Genomic DNA, 18849 nt, shown 5'->3' with positions numbered 1-18849 from the left:
ACGATTCCGAGGAGCACCCCGTGCTTGAGGCAGTCTTCACCTCCCTGCTGGTCCTGGTCTGCGTCGGCGTCATGGCCTTCACCGGCCTGGCCGTCAAGAAGCTGTACCAGGGTCAGCGCTGAGCCTCGGCCCAGCCGACTGACCGCCCCGGAACCCCTCCCACAGATCGCCTGAGCAGCCATTCATGATCCAGATCCCGTCCGACCTGAACCCGGGCCTCGTCCCGCTCGCCTTCCTCCTCGGCAACTGGGAGGGTGCGGGAGTCTTCGACTTCCCCGGTGAGGAGAAGTGCAACTTCGGCCAGGAGGTCGTCTTCAGCCACGACGGCCGGGACTTCCTGGAGTACACCTCCCACACCTGGGTCCTCGACGCCGAGGGCAACAAGGTGCGCCCGCTGGAGTCGGAGTCGGGTTACTGGCGCATCGACAAGGACCGCAAGGTCGAGATCGTCATGGTCCGCGACCAGGGCGTCGTCGAGGTCTGGTACGGCGAGCTCGCCGACCAGAAGCCCCAGATCGACCTGGTCACCGACGCCGTCGCCCGCACCGCTGCCTCCGGCCCGTACAGCGGCGGCAAGCGGCTCTACGGCTACGTGAAGAGCGACCTCATGTGGGTCGGCGAGAAGGCCACGCCCGACGTCGAGCTGCGCCCGTACATGTCGGCCCAGCTCAAGAAGGTCGTCACGCCCGAGGAGGTCGCCGAGATGGCGCGCAACCTCCCGGACATGCCGGACGACGGCATCGCCTTCTTCCGCTGATCCACAGGCCGTACGCACGTACGCAAGGCTGTGCGAAAGGGGACCGCGGGACAGCCCGCGGTCCCCTTCGCGCGCATACACTGGCCGGGTGGGGAGCAGCGTGGACACCGAAAGCTCTGACTGGAAGAGCGACCTGCGGCAGCGCGGATACCGGCTGACACCGCAGCGCCAGCTCGTGCTCGAAGCGGTCGACGCCCTGGAGCACGCCACCCCGGACGAGATCCTCGTCGAGGTGCGCAAGACCGCCTCCGGGGTCAACATCTCCACCGTCTACCGCACGCTGGAGCTCCTGGAGGAGCTGAAGCTGGTCTCGCACGCCCACCTCGGGCACGGGGCGCCCACCTACCACCTCGCCGACCGGCACCACCACATCCACCTGGTCTGCCGGGACTGCTCCGAGGTCATCGAGGCGGACGTGGACGTCGCCGCCGAGTTCACGGCGAAGCTCCGCACCGCCTTCGGCTTCGAGACCGACATGAAGCACTTCGCGATCTTCGGTCTGTGCCGCAAGTGCGCCGCCAAGCAGCGTGCCGACACCCCCTAGCAGGGTCGTACGCTTGGTCCCATGACCAGCAGCCCCTTGCTCCATCTCCCCGGCGCCGTACCGGCCGAAGGCCGTGACGAGGGCGTCGCCGCCCACTACGGCGAGCTGTACGGCGAACAGCGCGCCCTCGCGGAAGGGCGCGGCTTCGTCGACCTCTCGCACCGCGGAGTCGTCACCGTCACCGGGCCGGAGCGCCTGAGCTGGCTGCACCTGCTGCTCACCCAGCACCTCACCGAGCTGCCCGCCGGGCAGGCCACCGAGGCGCTGATCCTTTCCGCGAACGGCCACATCGAGCACGCGCTGTACCTCGTGGACGACGGCGAGACCACGTGGGCGCACGTGGAGCCGGGCACCCAGGGCGACCTGATCGCCTACCTGGAGTCCATGAAGTTCTTCTACCGCGTCGAAGTCACGGACCGCACCGAGGAGTTCGCGGTCGTGCACCTGCCGGCCGGCTCCATCGCCGAGGTCGCCAAGGAGCACGTCGTACGGGAGACCGCGCACGGCCGTGACGTCTTCCTGCCCCGCGCCGAACTGGAGGCCTTCGCGGCCGGGCACGGCCCCGCCGCCGGACTCCTCGCGTACGAGGCACTGCGCGTCGAGGCGCACCGGCCGCGGCTCGGCCTGGAGACCGACCACCGCACCATTCCGCACGAGCTGGGCTGGATCGGCACCGCCGTGCACCTGCAGAAGGGCTGCTACCGCGGCCAGGAGACGGTGGCCCGCGTCCACAACCTGGGGAAGCCCCCGCGCCGTCTGGTCTTCCTGCACCTGGACGGCTCGGAGGTGCTGCTCCCGGCGCACGGCACCCCGCTGCGGCTCGCCGCGGACGGGGAGGAGGGCCGCCAGCTGGGCTTCGTGACCACCGCCGTCCGCCACCACGAGCTGGGCCCGATCGCGCTCGCCCTGGTCAAGCGCAACGTGCCGGTCGACGCGCCGCTGCTGGCCGGGAAGACGGCCGCCGCGCAGGAGATCGTCGTAGCCCCGTAGCCCCGTAGCCCGTTAGCTCCGTAGCCGGGACGTCCTAGACGTCGATGACGATGGTGAACGGGCCGTGATTGGTGAGCGAGACCCTCATGTCCGCGCCGAACCGGCCCGTCTCCACCGTCGCGCCGAGCGCGCGCAGCTGCGCCACGATCTCGTCGACCAGCGGTTCGGCCACCGGGCCGGGAGCGGCCGCGTTCCAGGTGGGCCGGCGGCCCTTGCGGGCGTCGCCGTAGAGCGTGAACTGGGAGATGACCAGCAGCGGGGCGCCGTTGTCGCTGCAGGACTTCTCGCCCTCCAGGATCCGTACGGACCACAGCTTGCGCGCCAGCACCGCCGCCTTCTCCGGGGTGTCGTCGTGGGTCACCCCCACCAGCACGCACAGCCCCTCGCCGACGATCTCGCCCACGGTCTCGCCGTCCACGACGACGCTCGCGCCGTCGACCCTCTGCACCACTGCTCGCATACCACCTGTGTATCAGGCTTGCACCCGTCCGGGGCCGATCGGGTGGAGTGGGACTGCACGGGGACCACGGAGAGTGGCACGATGCACGCAGGCGGTGCGGGTACGCCGCACCGGTCGAGGGGACGGACCCGAACGCATGAATACTTCTGGTACCTCCGTACCTGCATCACCCGCCTCCGTCGCAGCTGCCGCGGTCCGACCGCCCGCGCAGCGCACGGCCGAGACGCAGGGGCCGCAGGCCCCGACCACTGCCCTCGGGCTGCCGGAACTGCGCGCGCTGCGCCGCGACGCGCAGCGCGACGAGGCCGATCTGAGCTATGTGCGCAGACTGCTCCAGGGCCGCATCGACATCCTGCGCGCGGAGCTGGCCCGGCGGACGGACCCCGAGACGCCGGTGGTGGACCGGCTCTCGGTGATCCTCGCCGACGCCCCCTCCAGCCGCAGCGCCTCGGCCCGGCACGTCACGCTCGGTACCCCGCACAGCGAGGAGTACCGGCTGCTGGCGGCCGAGATGCTGTCCGACGTGGAGCTCTCGGACCTGGGCGCCCGTACGGACGGCGAACTGCACGACGGGATGGCGCGGCTGGTGCGCTACGAGCAGCAGGTCTCGCGCCGCCGCCAGCAGCTCCAGCGCACGGTGGACGACTGCAGCGCGGAGATCACCCGGCGGTACCGGGAGGGCGAGGCGCAGGTGGACGACCTGCTGGCGTAGAAATTCGGGCGACCGGCGGCGGTCGGGAGATTAGCGTGGGCGGCTATGAGTGCTGACGTCCGGCCGATCGCCGAATCCGAACTCCCCGATTGGGTGCGCGCGGTGCACACCGGCTTCCTCACCGTGGCCCGGGTCACCGACTCCGACATCGCCCAGAGGGCCAAGTACAGCGACTTCTCCCGCATGCAGGGAGCGTTCGACCCCGACAGCGGCCGGTGCGTGGCCGCGCTGCGTTCGTTCCCGCAGGAGCTGACCGTGCCGGGCGGGGCGGCCGTCCCCGCCACCGCGATCTCCAGTGTGGGCGTGCTGCCCACCCATCGCCGCCAGGGTCTGCTGACGCGGATGATGGCCGCCGAGTTCGCCGCGGCCGCGGCGCGCGGCGATGCGCTGGCGACGCTGATCGCCGCCGAGTACCCGATCTACGGGCGGTACGGGTTCGGGCCCGCCACCTCGCTCGTGGAGTGGGAGATCGACGTACCGCGCACCGGGCTGGACCGGAGGCTGTCGGCGCCCGTGGACGGCGGGCGGATCGAGCTGGTGGACGTCGAGGACGTGCGTCGGGTGGGGCCCGGGCTGCACGAGCGGCTGCGGGCGGTCACACCCGGGGTCGTGAACCGGGACGAGCGCTGGTGGAGCCTGGCGACCGGTCTGGAGGAGTGGTCCTACCGCCCCTACAAGGGGAAGTTCCACGCCGTGTACCGGACGGCGGAGGGGGAAGTGACCGGTCTCGCCGTCTACACCGCCGACGACCACTGGGCGGACGCGAAGGTGCCGCAGAACACCGTGCAGGTCGTGGACCTGCTGGCGGTCACCCCGCAGGCGGAGCGGGCGCTGTGGCAGTTCCTGTGTTCCATCGACTGGGTGCAGAAGGTCCGCACCGGCTACCGGGCCCCCGACGACCTCGTCCCGCAGCTGCTGCCCGACCCGCGTTCGGCGCGGGTGGTCTCCGCTGCGGACTTCCTGTGGGTGCGGGTGCTGGACGTCGTACGGGCGCTGGGCGCGCGGACCTACGAGGTGCCCGGGGCGCTCGTCCTGGAGGTCACGGACGAGGCGGGGCCGGCGGCGGGCCGCTACCGGCTGGACGCGGGTGCCGGCACCTGCGCGCGGACGGAGGAGGCGGCGGACCTGCGGCTGGACGCGGGCGCGCTGGGCTCCCTGTACCTGGGGGACACCTCGGTGGCGCGGCTGGCGGCGCTGGGCCGGGTGGGCGAGGAGCGGCCGGGCGCGGTGGCGCTGGCCGACGCGGTGTTCCGTACCGCGCGCCGCCCGTGGTGCCCGGACGTCTTCTGACCGTCCCGGACGACTGCGCACCCATCGGCTCAGGCCGAAGACCGAGTACCGAGTACCGAGGACCGAACTCTGTGACATCACTTGTGGAATCCCTGCGCGCGGCGGGCTGCGTGTTCGCGGAGGAGGAGGCCGAGCTCCTGACCGGGGCCGCCACCGGCGCGGACCACCTGGCGGAGCTGCTGGCCCGCCGGGTGGGCGGCGAACCGCTGGAACACGTCGTCGGCTGGGCGGAGTTCTGCGGGCTGCGCATGGAGGTCGGCGCGGGGGCCTTCGTACCGCGCCGGCGCACCGAGTTCCTGGTGCAGGAGGCGGTGGCGCTGGCCTCGCCCGGCCCGGTGGTGCTGGACCTGTGCTGCGGGGTCGGGGCCCTGGGCGCGGCGGTGGCCGCGCAGCTGACGGGCGGCGTGGAGCTGCACGCGGCGGACATCGACCCGGCGGCGCTGGTGTACGCGCGGCGCAACGTGGCCGCGTACGGCGGCCGGGTGTGGGAGGGCGACCTGTACGCCGCGCTCCCGTCGTCGCTGCGCGGCCGGGTGGACGTGCTGGTGGTCAACGCCCCGTACGTGCCGACGGAGGAGATCGGCCTGATGCCGTCGGAGGCGCGGGAGCACGAGCCGCTGGTCTCGCTGGACGGCGGGGCCGACGGTCTGGACGTCCACCGCCGGGTGGCGGCGGGCGCCCTGCCCTGGCTGGCTCCGGGGGGGCACCTGCTGATCGAGACGAGCGCCCGCCAGTCCCCGTCGACGGCCTCGGCCCTGGCCTCGGCGGGTCTGACGGTCCGGGCGGTCACGTCGCAGGAGCTGTACGCGACGGTGGTGATCGGCCGCGCCTGACCCGGCCCGCCGGTGGGAGATGTTGCAAGCAGCACGCTTGCAATAGTTAGCAGAGTCGGGCAGGATCTCAGCATGGCATCGCTCAACGTCGGAAATCTCGGCGAGTACCTCCGTGAGCAGCGTCGGCAGGCCCAGCTCTCGCTGCGCCAGCTGGCCGAGCAGGCGGGGGTGTCGAATCCGTACCTGAGCCAGATCGAGCGCGGGCTGCGCAAGCCGAGCGCGGACATCCTGCAGCAGCTGGCCAAGGCGCTGCGGATCTCCGCGGAGACGCTGTACGTGCAGGCCGGGATCCTGGACGAACGGGACCCGGACGAGGTGGAGACGCGGGCCGTCATACTCGCCGACCCGTCCATCAACGAGCGGCAGAAGCAGGTGCTGCTCCAGATCTACGAGTCGTTCCGCAAGGAGAACGCGCTCGATGCGCCCGCCGACGAGATGCCGTCGAAGACGAACTGAAGTTGATCCGGGAGGACCAGCACATGGCCATCGCCGATGACCTGAAGAAGACCCTCACCGACCCCACTCCCCTCTACTTTGCCGCAGGCACCGCCGACCTGGCCGTGCAGCAGGCCAAGAAGGTGCCCGACCTGATCGAGCAGCTGCGCGCCGAGGCCCCCGCGCGCATCGAGGCCGTGAAGAACACGGACCCGAAGGCCGTTCAGGACGCGGTCACCGCCAAGTTCAACGAGGTGCTCGGCGCGATCGACCCGAAGAAGCTCGGGGAGACCGCCCAGGACCTGGCACTGCGCGGTGTCGGCGTGGCCGCCGAGTACGCGGTGCGCGCCAAGGAGACGTACGACAAGGTCGCCGTGCACGGCGAGCAGGCCGTGCGCAGCTGGCGCGGCGAGGTCTCCGCGGAGATCGTCGACATCGCCGTGGCCGTCGAGCCCGAGACGGGGACGCAGGCCGGGGCGGAGCCGGCGTCGGAGCCGGTGGCCGAGGCCGCCGCCGACGAGAAGCCCGTCGCGAAGAAGTCCCCCGCGCGCAAGAGCACGGCCAAGAAGGTCGCGGTCACGGCGGACGACGCGAGCTGAAGCGCAACCGCATGAGCGACGGCGGGCCGGGCACCCTTCAGGTGCCCGGCCCGTTGTGGTTCATGAAAGGGCCCGTGCCGGTAGCGTGGAGTCGGGTGGCACCGAAAGTGCGAAGCGGAAGCTGAGAAGGCGGTCGAAGCGATGTTGATGGAAGGGTTCGATCGAGGGGTGATCCCGTTCCTCGGGCTCGCCATGCTGGTGCTCGCCGTTGTGGCCTTCGTGTTCGCGCTGGTGGCGCGGGAGGACGCGTACCGGGCGGCCGGCAAGCAGAGCAAGACCTTCTGGCTGGTCATCCTCGGCGTCACCGTGGCCGTGGACTTCTTCCTGGGAATGCTGTTCCTGCAGATCGCCGGCCTCGTCGCGACCATCGTGTTCTTCGTCGACGTGCGCCCTGCCCTCAAGCAGGTCTCGGGCGGTGGCGGCCGGCGCGGCGGCAGCAGCAGTGACGGGCCGTACGGGCCCTACAACGGCGGCCGGTGACCGGAGCCCCGGCCGGGCTCAGCCCTCGGCGCGGGAGAGCAGGACCACGGCCACGTCGTCGGTGAGCTCGCCGCCGTTGAGCCGGCGCGCCTCGGTGACGGAGGCCTCCAGCAGGGCCTCACCGCTCAGACCGCGGTCCAGGTGGCGGTTGATCATGTCGACCATCCCGTCCTGGCCCAGGCGTTCCTTGCCCTCGCCGATGTGGCCCTCGATCAGGCCGTCGGTGTAGAGCATCAGGCTCCAGCTCCCGCCGAGCTCCACCTGGCGGCGCGGCCAGCGGGCCCTCGGCAGCAGCCCGAGGGCCGGGCCGCTGTTCTCGTACGGGAGCAGCTGCGCACGGCGGCCCGGCCGGGAGATCAGCGGTGCCGGATGGCCGGCCAGGCACAGGCCGGCGCGGCGTCCGTCCGGGGCGATGTCGACCGTGCACAGCGTCGCGAAGATCTCCTCGCACGGCCGCTCCACCTCCAGGACCTCCTGGAGGGTGGCCAGCAGGTCGTCGCCGCAGAGGCCGGCCAGGGTCAGGGCGCGCCAGGCGATGCGGAGCTCGACGCCGAGGGCGGCCTCGTCGGGGCCGTGGCCGCAGACGTCGCCGATCATGGCGTGGACGGTGCCGTCGGGGGTGCGGACGGTGTCGTAGAAGTCACCGCCGAGCAGGGCCCGGCTGCGGCCGGGGCGGTAGCGGGCCGCGAAGCGGAGGTCGGAACCCTCCAGCAGCGGGGTCGGGAGCAGACCGCGTTCCAGCCGGGCGTTCTCCTGGGCGCGCAGTTTCGATTCTGCAAGCTTGTACTGGGCGATGTCCGCCCGTTTTCTCTCCACGGCGTAGCGGATGGCGCGGCTCAGCAGCCGGCCGTCCAGCTCGTCCCGGAAGAGGAAGTCCTGGGCGCCGACGCGGACGGCCTCGGCCGCGCGCTCGGCGTCGTCCTCGTCGGTGAGCACGAGGACGGCGTGGCGCGGGGCGATGCGCAGGACCTGGCGCAGGGCGACCAGCCGGTCCACGGCGGTGGCGGTGGCCGTGCCGTTGCCCGTGCCGCCGGCGGTGCCGTTGACCGTGCCGTTGGCCGCGGCTCCCGGCGTACGGGCGCTGGTGTCCGGGAGGGACAGGTCCAGCAGGATGCAGTTCACGTCGGGCGTGAGCAGCCGCTCGGCCTCGGTGAGGTTGCGGGCGGTGCGGAGCCGGATGCGGTGGCCGTCGGCGTCGAGGATCTCGGGGACGGTGAGACCGCCGGCCGGATCGTCCTCGATGACGAGGAGGGTCAGCGCGGTGGCGTGAGGGGTCGCCTGCGCGACGCCCGTGGCGGCCGGGGCCGGGGCGGCGGTGTGCAGAACGGCCTGACCGCTCTCCGTGGCCGGGGTGTCCCTCTGCCGCGGTACGGGTACGGGCATCGTCTCCGGTTCCTTCCCTCCCCCCGAGGGTGCGCTCGTCCGGCAGACCCTAGCGGTCCCTGCCCGGCAAACGGAATGCCGTTCTTGGCGAAGGCCTCCGTCATATGCGGTTATCGCGGGGGAAAAACGGCCTCACTGGATGACAAAGGTCACGGCGGGGCGGCGTTTCGTCCCGTCCAGCGAGACGTGTCCCGGCCCCTGCGGGTTCCCTCCGCTTCGGACCGGTCGCGGATCGCTGCGCCCCGGCGGCGGGGCGCAGGCCGGACCGGGGGCGAAGGCGGAGGCAAGGCCGGGGGCGCAGGCGGGACGGGGGCGGGGTGCCGGGCCGTGGCGCGCCCGGGCACGCCTGCGCATGCGTGCCCGCCTGCGCGTCCGCGCACGCACCGGCCCGGCATCCCGCCCCCGTGTGCCGGGCAACCCCGCAGGGGCTTACGCGTCGGGGCGGACCACTGCCTTGATCGGCATCGAGCCCGCGCCCGCCATCGTCACGTCCCGGCCGGGCCGCGGGGCGTGGACCATCGCGCCGTCGCCGACGTACATGCCGACGTGGGTCGCGTCGTCGAAGTAGATGATCAGATCGCCCGGGCGCATGTCCTTCAGCGCGACCTTCGGCAGCAGCCGCAGCTGCTCCTGCGAGGTGCGCGGGATGCCCCGGCCGGCCGCCAGCCAGGCCTGGGAGGTCAGGCCGGAGCAGTCGAACGAGCCCGGACCCGTCGCGCCCCAGCGGTACGGCTTGCCGATCTGGGCGGTGGCGAACTGCACGGCCCGCTTGCCCGCGTCGGTCGCCGAGCCCTTGACGTCCTTCATCGCGCCCGTCGACAGCCACGCCGTCTGCGCCCTGTACTGGGCTTCGTGCTCCAGCTGGATCAGCTTGGCCTTCTCCTCGGCCTCCAGCTTGCTCTCCAGCCCCTCCGCAGCCTTGATCTTCTCCTCGATCTGCTTCTTGGCGCCCTCCTGCTTGACCCGGTTGGCCTCCAGGGTGGCCCAGCGCTCGTTCGCCTCCTGGGCGTAGTCCACCAAGTCCTGCTGGGTGCGGTCCAGTTCGGAGATCAGGCCCGAGGTGGCCTTCTCGCCCTGCCGCAGCCGGCCGGCCCCGTCGAGGAACTCGTTCGGGTCGTCGCTCAGGGCCAGCCGCGCGCCCGGCGGCAAGCCGCCCGAGCGGTACTGGGCGCGAGCGGCGGCGCCGGCCCGGTTCTTCAGGGTGGAGATCTTCTCCTTGCCGGCGACGATGAGATTGGCAATCTCGACGATCTTGTCCGACTGGGCCTTGGTCTCGGCCTCGGCGAGGTTGTAGGCGTCCGTGGCGGTGCCCGCCTGCCGGTACAGCTCCTCGATCTCCTTGCGGACCTGCTCCAGGGACTTCGCGCCCGGCTCGGGCAGCGGAGCCGCCGGAGCGGCGGGCGCGGCCGGTGCCACCGGTGCCGCGTGGGCCAGGCCCGTCGCGAGGCCCGGCGCCGTCAGTATCGCCATCGTGCAGAGCAGCACGAGTGAGCTTGCGCCTCGCCGTCGCCTTACGGCTCCCATGGTCCCCCCAGGCACCCGAGCCAGATCCCGTATCAGATCTGACTATTCATCAGTAACTTCTCACTGCCATCGGGATGGTGCCACGAGTCGATGAAATCCAACACCCTTGTGGACGGCGTTCCGATCTTGTCCGCCCCAACGGACGCCCGCCCCCAGCCCCGCACAGCTCAACGGCCCACCCCCGTCACCGGTTCCCCGGAACACCGCATTCACGCCACTTCACCCCACCGGGCGCAACGCCTCCCAGGGCAGCGTCAGTTCCCCCTGCCGCCACCGCCGCGGCCCGTCCACCAGCGGCCAGTCGCCGGCCAAGGCCCGTGCCGTCCGGATCCAGCGCTGCCGCGCCCCGTACGAGGCGTACGGAGCCGCCGCGGCCCACGCCCGGTCGAAGTCGCGCAGGAACGCGTGCACCGGCTCGCCCGGCACGTTCCGGTGGATCAGCGCCTTCGGCAGCCGCTCCGCCAGGTCGGACGGACGCTCCAGGGACCCCAGCCGGGTCGCGAAGGTCACCGTGCGCGCCCCCTCCGGACCCAGTGCCACCCACACGTGCCGCCGCCCGATCTCGTCGCAGGTCCCCTCCACCAGCAGCCCGTCCGGGGCCAGCCGTGCGCACAGCCGCGCCCAGACCTCCGTGACCTGCTCCTCGTCGTACTGGCGCAGAACGTTCGCCGCGCGGATCAGCGCCGGGCGGGCCCCGCCGTCCAGTGGCACCTCGAAACCGCCGTGCCGAAAGCTCAGCCCCTCCCGCTCGTACGGCTTCGCCCCCGCCACCCGCGCCGGCTCGATCTCGATGCCGACCACCCGTACCCGCGGAGCCGCGTCCCGCAGCCGCGCCAGCAGCTCGACCGCGGTCCAGGGCGCGGCCCCGTAGCCGAGATCGACGGCGACCGGTGCCTCCGCGCGCCGCAGCGCGGCCCCGTGGGTGGCCGCGATCCAGCGGTCCATTCGGCGCAATCGGTTCGGATTGGTCGTTCCGCGGGTCACCGAGCCCACGGGGCGGCCGGGCGCGCGGCTGGGGGGCGGGGTACTGCGGGAGGCCATGAGCCGAGGGTAAGCGGAGGGTACGCACACCATGAAAACCGTGCGACGGACCACTGCCGCACCCCTGACGCACCACTGAAGAGGAGGAAACCTCCAGGAAAAACGGACACCCCGGAATGCGGGGCACGGCCATCCGGGTTGCACTCCTTGCAGGGCGCCTTCCGCGCTCCCGCCGTCATGCCGTCCGGCATGCCGTCCGAGCGTCGTGCGCGCGCCGTCCGAGCCGAGAGGACTGGTCCCTTGAGCCAGTACGTGTCCCGCCTCAGTGGTCGACTCGCTGCCGCCCGTGCCACCCGCCACGACCCGCCCCGGCTGCGCCTGCCGGCCGTCGGCCACCACCGCAAGCCGCGCCGCGTGGCCATGCTCAGCGTGCACACCTCACCGCTGCACCAGCCCGGCACCGGCGACGCCGGCGGAATGAACGTCTACATCGTGGAGCTGGCCAAGCGGCTCGCCGCGATCAACATCGAGGTCGAGATCTTCACCCGGGCCACCACCGGCGGGCTGCCGCCCGTGGTCGAGCTGGCTCCCGGGGTCCTCGTACGGCACGTGGACGCGGGCCCGTACGAAGGCCTCGCCAAGGAGGAGCTCCCGGCCCAGCTGTGCGCCTTCACCCACGGCGTCATGCAGGCCTGGGCCGGCCACCGCCCCGGCTACTACGACCTCGTCCACTCCCACTACTGGCTCTCCGGCCACGTGGGCTGGCTCGCCGCCGAACGCTGGGGCGTCCCGCTCGTGCACGCCATGCACACCATGGCGAAGGTCAAGAACGCGGCGATGGCCGAGGGGGACACGCCCGAGCCCGCCGCCCGCGTCATAGGCGAGACCCAGATCGTGGCCGCCGCCGACCGGCTCATCGCGAACACCGCCGAGGAGGCCGACGAGCTCGTCCGGCACTACGAGGCGGACCCCGGCAAGGTGGCCGTCGTCCACCCCGGCGTGAACCTCGACCGCTTCACGGTCGGCGACGGGCGGGCCGCCGCCCGTGCCCGCCTCGGCCTGCCGCAGGACGCGGTCATCCCCCTCTTCGCCGGGCGGATCCAGCCGCTGAAGGCCCCCGACATCCTGCTGCGCGCCACCGCGGTCATGGTCGACCGGGACCCGTCGCTGCGCCGCCGCCTCTTCGTCCCCGTCGTCGGCGGTCCCAGCGGCAGCGGCCTCGCCAAACCGGAGGGGCTGCAGAAGCTCGCCGCGAAGCTCGGGATCGCCGACCTCGTGCACTTCCACCCGCCGGTCGCGCAGGACGGGCTCGCGGACTGGTTCCGGGCGGCGTCCGTCCTGGTCATGCCCTCCTACAGCGAGTCCTTCGGCCTCGTCGCGATAGAGGCCCAGGCCGCCGGTACGCCGGTGCTCGCCGCCGAGGTCGGCGGACTGCCCGTCGCCGTCAACGACGGGGTCACGGGGATCCTCGTACCCGGGCACGACCCGGTGGACTACGCGCGGGAGCTGCGGCGCTTCGTGGACGAGCCCGGGCTCGCGGACCGGATGGGCGCCGAGGCGGCGCGGCACGCGCAGTTCTTCGGCTGGGACACCGCTGCGAGCGGCACGGCCGACGTCTACACCGCGGCCATGCATGATCATCGTCGTCGCGTACGCTCCCACCATGGCTGACACCGCCGAGATCATCGAGAGCGCGCTCACCGCCGCGGAGCTGAGCTGGGAGAGCCCCGAGCCGGGGTCCTACGTCATCCAGCTCCCCGGCACCCGCAAGCTGAGCACCACCTGCTCGCTCAAGGTCGGCCGGCATTCGCTGTCGGTCAACGCCTTCGTGATCCGGCACCCCGACGAGAACGAGGCGGGCGTCCACCGCTGGCTGCTGGAGCGCAACCTCAAGCTGTACGGCATGGCGTACGCGGTGGACCGCCTCGGCGACATCTACCTCACGGCGCGGCTCCCCCTGTCCGTCGTCGACCCGGACGAGCTGGACCGGCTGCTCGGCACGGTCCTGGAGGCGGCGGACGGCTCCTTCAACACCCTGCTGGAGCTGGGCTTCGCGAGTGCGATCCGGCGCGAGTACGCATGGCGGGTCTCGCGCGGCGAGCCGACCTTCAACCTCGACGCGTTCAAGCACCTGACGCAGCCGTCGTAGCCCCGTCCGGGTCCGGGCGGGTCCGGGCGCCGCGGGCCGGGCGGGACTCTGACGACCTAGGCCACGCCGGCCGCCGCCGCGGGCTTCGCCGGCGCCCCGGCCTCGCCCGCCGCGTCGGCGGACACCCCGGCCGCCTTGGCCGGCGCACCCGCCGCGTCGGCGGACACGCCGGCCGCGTCCGTCGGCACGCGCCCCCCGGCAGCCACACCCGCCGCACTCTCGGGGAGGCTGCGCATCAGCAGCCAGTAGCCGGCCGCCGCCACCGTGCCCAGCACGCCCGTCGCCCCCCACAGCCAGCCGGCCCCGAGCCGGTCGATCAGGACGCCCGCCATCAGCGGCGCCACCAGCGCGGCCACGGACCAGGACATCGAGTAGACGCCCTGGTAGCGCCCGCGGCCGTGCACCGGCGAGAGCCGCACGACCAGGCTCATCTGGGTGGGCGAGTTCACGATCTCCGCGAGCGTCCACACGCACACCGTCAGCGCGTACGCCCACAGCGGCCCGGCGAAGGCCGTCAGCGCGAACCCGTACCCCGCCAGCAGCGCCGAGATCACCAGCAGCCTCTGCGGGTCGCGGTGCTCGATGAACCGGGTGACCGGGATCTGCAGCAGCACGATCAGCAGTCCGTTCACGGCGACGACCAGTCCGTAGTCCCCGGGCGAGAAGCCGGCGGCGCCCATGGCGACCGGCAGGCCGACCGACCCCTGTGTGAAGATCAGCGAGATCAGGAACGACAGCCCGACGACGCCCATGAACCGCCCGTCGCGCAGCACCGTCCCGAGCCCGATCGCGGGCTCCGCCGCGGCCCCCTCGCCCGCATCGGCCGGCGCGCCCTCGGGCCGGGACTCGGGAACCTTCACGAAGACCAGCACCGCGCAGGCCAGCGTCAGCGCCGCCTCACCCAGGAAGCCGGCCAGGTAGCTGTACTCCGCGATCAGGCCCGCCGCCATCGCGCTGACGGCGAAGCCGAGGTTGATGGCCCAGTAGTTGAGCGCGAAGGCCCGTACGCGGTCCCCGGGGCGGACGATGTCCGCCATCATCGCCGCGACCGCCGGCCGGGAGGCGTTCGAGGTCATACCGACCAGCAGGGCCACGGCCGCGATCGCCGCCGGGTGTTCCATGAAGCCGAGCAGTGCCACCGAGAACGCGGTCGAGGCCTGGGCCGCGAGCATCGTGGGGCGGCGCCCCAGCCGGTCGGTCATCACACCGGCGACGAGGGAGGAGATCACACCGCCGAGACCGTGGAGGGCGACCACGAGTCCGGCGAAGGAGGCCGAGTAGCCCCGGTCCAGGGTCAGGTACAGCGTCATGAAGGTGGCGACGAAGGCACCGAGCCGGTTCACCAGGGTGCTCGCCCAGAGCCACCAGAAGGCCCGGGGCAGCCCCGAGACGCTCTCCCGGGCGGCTTGTGCCAAACGGGCAGCGGACATGAAGGATCCCCCCGGCGGTGTAAGCATCACTCGTACGCGGTGCACATTACGAGTGGCGGGGATCCGGGCGCCACTCGATTGACGCGTGCCGTCAATCCGGCGGGACCGGGCACCGCGCGCGAGCTCCAGGGGGCGTCCACTAGGCTCGTGCGCATGGCCGACGCACCGTACAAGCTGATCCTCCTCCGCCACGGCGAGAGCGACTGGAACGCGAAGAACCTGTTCACCGGCTGGGTGGACGTCAACCTCACCGAGAAGGGCGAGAAGGAGGCGGTCCGCGGCGGTGAGCTGCTCAAGGACGCCGGCCTGCTGCCCGACGTTCTGCACACCTCCCTGCAGAAGCGCGCCATCCGCACGGCGCAGCTCGCGCTGGAGGCCGCCGACCGCCACTGGATCCCGGTGCACCGCTCCTGGCGCCTGAACGAGCGCCACTACGGTGCGCTCCAGGGCAAGGACAAGGCGCAGACCCTCGCGGAGTTCGGCGAGGAGCAGTTCATGCTGTGGCGCCGCTCCTACGACACCCCGCCGCCGGTTCTGGAGGACGGTACGGAGTTCTCGCAGTCCGAGGACCCGCGCTACGCGTCGATCCCGAACGAGCTGCGCCCGCGCACCGAGTGCCTCAAGGACGTCGTCGAGCGCATGCTGCCGTACTGGTACGACGGCATCGTCCCGGACCTGCTCGCGGGCCGCACGGTCCTGGTCGCCGCGCACGGCAACTCCCTGCGCGGTCTGGTCAAGCATCTCGACGGCATCTCCGACGCCGACATCACGGGCCTGAACATCCCGACCGGCATCCCGCTCGTCTACGAACTGGACGCCGACTTCAAGCCCCTGAACCCCGGCGGCACCTACCTCGACCCGGACGCCGCGGCGGCCGCCATCGAGGCCGTCAAGAACCAGGGCAAGAAGTAACACCAAAAGCGATCATGCCCCTGACTTGCGCACACGGCGCAGATCGGGGGCATTCGTTTGCTCTGGGCCCACTGTGGGCCCTCACGGGGGACCGTCCGGCCGCAGGGCTTCACCGAATTACCGAGTGCCTGCCGTGGGCGGTCCCGGTTGCCGGGCATGGGGCGGGCGTACACCTTCAGGGTGAGTCCCGGATCGGAGTGCCCCAGGTACTCGCTCACGGCCTTGATGCTTTCGCCCGCGTCCAGCAGCACGTGAGCGCGCTTCCAATGTTCTTCATTCAGCGACGTCCGCCAGACGTGCCCATTGTTGGGGCCCGTGAAGCTACACACTTTGTTCAGCGTCCTTAGGAACGGTGCAGTTCAGAGGTGGTGGGGAAGGATTGGCGGACGCTGTTTCCCTCAACTCTCTAGCAATGGGGGCCAGGACGGCTCTTCCGGTTGGGGCAGAGCGTGGTGGGCGCGGCCGTCCTGCCCCCTGCGAAAGCCTCCAGAAGCCCCGAAGCGGTAGAGGCCCCACGGGCCGCCACTGCTCTGCCGTCTGCCGGCCGTCAGGGTGCCTCGGATGCGCTCGGGTCGGTCGCGGGGCAAGGTGGTTATGTGCACATGCACCGCGTGGTCGTGAACGACCTGACGCCGGATTGGGGCGGCGCGAGCGGGCCGGAGTGATCCGCGCTCGCAGAAGCCGCGGAGGCGGTTATGAATGACGCTTCGCCAGAACCAGGATCTGCCGAGTCTTCACCGGAGCCGCGTGAGCCCTCAAGAGAGCCACTCGGAAGTAGGCTGCGCTCCCACATCGGCTGGTGGTTAGGTGTCGCTTCGGCTCTCATCGGTATTGTTGCATTCGTCCTGACTCGATACGAGAGCGACGCGCCTGCATTTGGCGTGTGGCAAGATCAAGTCAATTCGGTTTGCCAGCAGGAAATCCCTTCCATCGGCCCCAAGATGGAAGAGGCAACCGGATCCTTCGTGGAAATGGATGAAAAGTCGGATCCGGCGCAATCTGAACGCGATGCGGTTTCCGACAAACTTGAGGCGACCGGAGGCGCCTTCCTGCACCTTGCAGGCAGCTGGCGGGCACTTGAAAAGCCCGATGACCACCAGGATGGGGTCAAAAATCTGATCCGGGCTGCCTCTGACTTGGGTAACTCCTACGGTGCCGTTGCGTACGCCGTTAGTCGTAATGAGGATACGGAGCAGCTCATTACGGAACAGCTCGGCCATCACAGGCTGCTCGCGATTGAAGTTCAAGCCCTCAAGTTGGAGCAGTGTCAGGAGCTGGTGGGTAAACCCGAGGATTGGTAGGATTTCCCTCAATCCTTGAGTCGCGTCCAGAGGCGTCGGACCGGGACGTCTCCGCTGACCCCGAGTGGCCCTCGCGCAAGGGAAGGGGCCTGTCGTCCCGTAGACCATGAGCGTGCTGGCGCCTGGAACCTGTCTGGCCACAGGTCAGTTGCGGTGTACGCCCGCTGACCAGGGCCAAAGTTCGGGCAGTCGAAACCCAGGGCAAGAAGAAGTAAGGGGCTTTCGTCTGCCGTGGGCGCATAGGATTTCCTGAAGATCGGCTCAGGGGGAGCCGGTCGCGTTTTCGGGGGGAATCCACATGCGAACGACCCACCGCGCCCTGGCCGCGACCGCCGGGGCGCTGCTGCTCTCCGGACTGCTGCCGTTCCAGAGCGCACTGGCCGACGACAAGCTGCCCAAGCTCTGGAACTTCTGCACGAACGGCTCGGGCGGGTCGCTGTTCGACCCGGCGGAGACACCCGTGAAGGTGCCGGGCGGCGAGGACGCCGGGTCAGCCTGCTGGATCAACTTCACCAGCCCCGACTCCGGCAAGAACTGGACCGGCACGGACCTGCGGCTGGCGCTCCCCGCCGAGACGGTGGCCGCCTCGGGGTACTCCGCGCAGCAGCTCGCCCAGATGCTGCTGGTCCGCACCAACTTCTCCGCCACCGAGTTCGGCGAGGACTGGACCGTGCGCCGCTGGACGGTCCACCGGGACGGTGCGATGACGGTGCGGATCCCGGCCTGCACCAACAACTGCACGGGCGTGTTCCTCCAGCTGTCCGGCGCGCCCCGGGAGGGCGGCGCCGAGCTGAAGGCCCAGCTGCAGGCCACTGGCTCCGGCTACGACCCCACCCCGATGCCGATCACGTTCGACTACTACGGGCGCGCCGGCACCAAGCCAGTCACCTTCGGCACTCCCGGCACCTTCGTTCCGGTGACGCCCAACCGGCTGCTGGACACCCGTAGCGGCGTCGGCGCACCGGCGGCCAAGGTCGGTTCCGGCCGGTCGGTGAACCTCAAGGTCGCGGGCCGCGCCGGGGTGCCCGCCGCCGGGGTCACCGCGGTGGTCCTGAACGTGACGGCCACCAACCCGACCGCGGGCAGCTTCGTCACGGCCCACCCGCACGGTGCCGCGCGGCCGACCGCCTCCAACCTCAACTTCACCGCGGGGCGGACCGTCCCCAACCAGGTCACCGTCCCGGTCGGGGCCGACGGCACGGTCGACCTCTACAACCACTCCGGAACGGTCGACCTGATCGCCGACATCAGCGGCTACTACCTGGAGGGCGACTCCGGGCTGCGCTTCACCGGGGTCAGCCCGAAGCGGCTGATGGACACCCGCAACCCCTGGCTGAACCCGGGCACCCCGGAGCGGCCGTTCGGACCGGTCGGGTCGGGCGGGACCATCACCCTGGACGTCGCCGGCAAGTACCCCGGCGCCAGGGCGGTCACCCTGAACGTCACCGCCACCAACCCGACCGCGAGCAGCTTCGTCACCGCCTACCCGCACGGTGCCGCGCGGCCGACCGCCTCCAACCTCAACTTCACGGCCGGCCAGACGGTCCCCAACCAGGTCACCGTCCCGGTCGGGGCCGACGGCAAGGTCGAGTTCTACAACCACTCCGGGACGGTCGGGCTGGTCGCCGACATCAGCGGCTACTACTCCGACACCGGTGCGAAGTTCGTCCCGACCGGCCCCACCCGGGTCCTGGACACCCGTGAGGCCCCGGGCAAGCCGCTCGGCGAGCACAAGGAGCTGGACATCCAGCCCAACTCGTGGAAGCACGGCATCCCCCCGTTCGGGGTCACCGGCGTGACCATGAACGTCACTGCGACCAACGGCACGGCCGGCAGCCACCTGTCGGCCGCCCCCAGCTCGGGCTGCGACCGCTACCAGGGCATGTGGCCGGAGTACTCCAACCTCAACTTCACCGCCGGGCAGACCATCGCGAACGCGGTGACCGGCCAGGTTCCCGAGCTGAACTACTGCGGTGGTTACGTCTGGGCCGACGCGGTGACCATCTACAACCACGAGGGATCCGTGGATGTCGTCGCGGACGTGAGCGGCTACTTCCTCCAGGACTGAC

The 18849-nt window shown here is 71.3% G+C and carries 19 protein-coding genes and 1 pseudogene; 14 read left to right on the top strand and 6 right to left on the bottom strand.

What is annotated here, in order from left to right; all coding sequences use genetic code 11:
* The first annotated feature begins 184 nt into the window (after nt 1–184).
* From OG444_RS18180 to ygfZ, 3 genes are all read left to right on the top strand, one after another.
* Entirely contained in the window at nt 185–757 is a 573-nt protein-coding gene (locus tag OG444_RS18180; protein WP_030659031.1) for an FABP family protein, read from the top strand.
* An 88-nt stretch (nt 758–845) separates the two neighbouring features.
* Nucleotides 846–1301, top strand: a complete 456-nt coding sequence (locus OG444_RS18175) for a Fur family transcriptional regulator (protein WP_327263179.1) — start codon at nt 846–848, stop codon at nt 1299–1301.
* 21 nt (nt 1302–1322) lie between these two features.
* Nucleotides 1323–2291, top strand: coding sequence for a CAF17-like 4Fe-4S cluster assembly/insertion protein YgfZ (gene ygfZ, locus OG444_RS18170; RefSeq protein WP_327263178.1), 969 nt, complete (start codon nt 1323–1325; stop codon nt 2289–2291).
* Between the two features lie 34 nt (nt 2292–2325).
* Here the strand turns inward: ygfZ and dtd are convergent, their stop codons facing one another.
* On the bottom strand, nt 2326–2751 hold the full coding sequence (gene dtd, locus OG444_RS18165; RefSeq protein WP_327263177.1) for a D-aminoacyl-tRNA deacylase: 426 nt from the start codon (nt 2749–2751) through the stop codon (nt 2326–2328).
* Nucleotides 2752–2887: 136 nt separating this feature from the next.
* On the opposite strand from dtd, the gene OG444_RS18160 reads away from it, so the two are divergent.
* The 6 genes from OG444_RS18160 (at nt 2888) to OG444_RS18135 (ending at nt 7100) form a co-directional block, all read left to right on the top strand.
* On the top strand, nt 2888–3463 hold the full coding sequence (locus OG444_RS18160) for an RsiG family protein (RefSeq protein WP_327263176.1): 576 nt from the start codon (nt 2888–2890) through the stop codon (nt 3461–3463).
* A 45-nt stretch (nt 3464–3508) separates the two neighbouring features.
* A complete protein-coding gene (locus tag OG444_RS18155; RefSeq protein ID WP_327263175.1) occupies nt 3509–4753 on the top strand; it encodes a GNAT family N-acetyltransferase in 1245 nt (414 codons plus the stop codon).
* A gap of 71 nt (nt 4754–4824) precedes the next feature.
* Entirely contained in the window at nt 4825–5586 is a 762-nt protein-coding gene (locus OG444_RS18150; RefSeq protein WP_327263174.1) for a putative protein N(5)-glutamine methyltransferase, read from the top strand.
* Between the two features lie 72 nt (nt 5587–5658).
* A complete protein-coding gene (locus OG444_RS18145; RefSeq protein ID WP_301369610.1) occupies nt 5659–6042 on the top strand; it encodes a helix-turn-helix domain-containing protein in 384 nt (127 codons plus the stop codon).
* A gap of 23 nt (nt 6043–6065) precedes the next feature.
* On the top strand, nt 6066–6620 hold the full coding sequence (locus OG444_RS18140; protein WP_327263173.1) for a hypothetical protein: 555 nt from the start codon (nt 6066–6068) through the stop codon (nt 6618–6620).
* A gap of 141 nt (nt 6621–6761) precedes the next feature.
* The gene (locus OG444_RS18135; RefSeq protein WP_327263172.1) at nt 6762–7100 is read left to right on the top strand and encodes a DUF2516 family protein; all 339 of its coding nucleotides are present in this window, start codon (nt 6762–6764) and stop codon (nt 7098–7100) included.
* Between the two features lie 18 nt (nt 7101–7118).
* On the opposite strand, the gene OG444_RS18130 is transcribed toward OG444_RS18135, so the two are convergent.
* The 3 genes from OG444_RS18130 to OG444_RS18120 all read right to left on the bottom strand — a co-directional run bounded on the left by OG444_RS18130 (nt 7119) and on the right by OG444_RS18120 (nt 11048).
* A complete protein-coding gene (locus tag OG444_RS18130) occupies nt 7119–8483 on the bottom strand; it encodes a PP2C family protein-serine/threonine phosphatase (RefSeq protein WP_327263171.1) in 1365 nt (454 codons plus the stop codon).
* A 429-nt stretch (nt 8484–8912) separates the two neighbouring features.
* Nucleotides 8913–9953, bottom strand: coding sequence for a C40 family peptidase (locus OG444_RS18125; protein ID WP_405789489.1), 1041 nt, complete (start codon nt 9951–9953; stop codon nt 8913–8915).
* Nucleotides 9954–10226: 273 nt separating this feature from the next.
* Nucleotides 10227–11048 (bottom strand): class I SAM-dependent methyltransferase, encoded by an 822-nt coding sequence (locus tag OG444_RS18120; protein WP_327263169.1) that lies wholly within the window; start codon nt 11046–11048, stop codon nt 10227–10229.
* A gap of 240 nt (nt 11049–11288) precedes the next feature.
* Between OG444_RS18120 and mshA the strand changes: the two genes are divergently transcribed.
* Together mshA and OG444_RS18110 are read left to right on the top strand one after the other, a co-directional pair.
* On the top strand, nt 11289–12659 hold the full coding sequence (mshA, locus tag OG444_RS18115) for a D-inositol-3-phosphate glycosyltransferase (protein ID WP_383200777.1): 1371 nt from the start codon (nt 11289–11291) through the stop codon (nt 12657–12659).
* Entirely contained in the window at nt 12652–13137 is a 486-nt protein-coding gene (locus tag OG444_RS18110; RefSeq protein WP_327263168.1) for a YbjN domain-containing protein, read from the top strand. Before mshA ends, OG444_RS18110 begins: the two co-directional genes overlap by 8 nt.
* Nucleotides 13138–13193: 56 nt before the next feature.
* On the opposite strand, the gene OG444_RS18105 is transcribed toward OG444_RS18110, so the two are convergent.
* Nucleotides 13194–14567 (bottom strand): MDR family MFS transporter, encoded by a 1374-nt coding sequence (locus OG444_RS18105; protein WP_327263167.1) that lies wholly within the window; start codon nt 14565–14567, stop codon nt 13194–13196.
* A 153-nt stretch (nt 14568–14720) separates the two neighbouring features.
* On the opposite strand from OG444_RS18105, the gene OG444_RS18100 reads away from it, so the two are divergent.
* Entirely contained in the window at nt 14721–15479 is a 759-nt protein-coding gene (locus OG444_RS18100; RefSeq protein WP_030768074.1) for a phosphoglyceromutase, read from the top strand.
* Here the strand turns inward: OG444_RS18100 and OG444_RS18095 are convergent.
* Nucleotides 15416–15736 (bottom strand): annotated as a pseudogene (locus tag OG444_RS18095) (hypothetical protein); the annotation flags it as partial. The gene OG444_RS18100 and the pseudogene OG444_RS18095 overlap by 64 nt on opposite strands.
* 438 nt (nt 15737–16174) lie before the next feature.
* Here OG444_RS18095 and OG444_RS18090 point away from each other — a divergent pair.
* On the top strand, nt 16175–16780 hold the full coding sequence (locus OG444_RS18090) for a hypothetical protein (protein WP_327263166.1): 606 nt from the start codon (nt 16175–16177) through the stop codon (nt 16778–16780).
* A gap of 298 nt (nt 16781–17078) precedes the next feature.
* A complete protein-coding gene (locus OG444_RS18085; RefSeq protein WP_327263165.1) occupies nt 17079–18848 on the top strand; it encodes a hypothetical protein in 1770 nt (589 codons plus the stop codon).
* Nucleotide 18849: the final 1 nt, after the last annotated feature.

This window comes from Streptomyces sp. NBC_01232, from assembly GCF_035989885.1.
GTDB lineage: Bacteria > Actinomycetota > Actinomycetes > Streptomycetales > Streptomycetaceae > Streptomyces.
The sequence above is the reverse complement of the archived record's forward strand: the minus strand, read 5'-3'. Positions and strand labels throughout refer to the sequence as shown.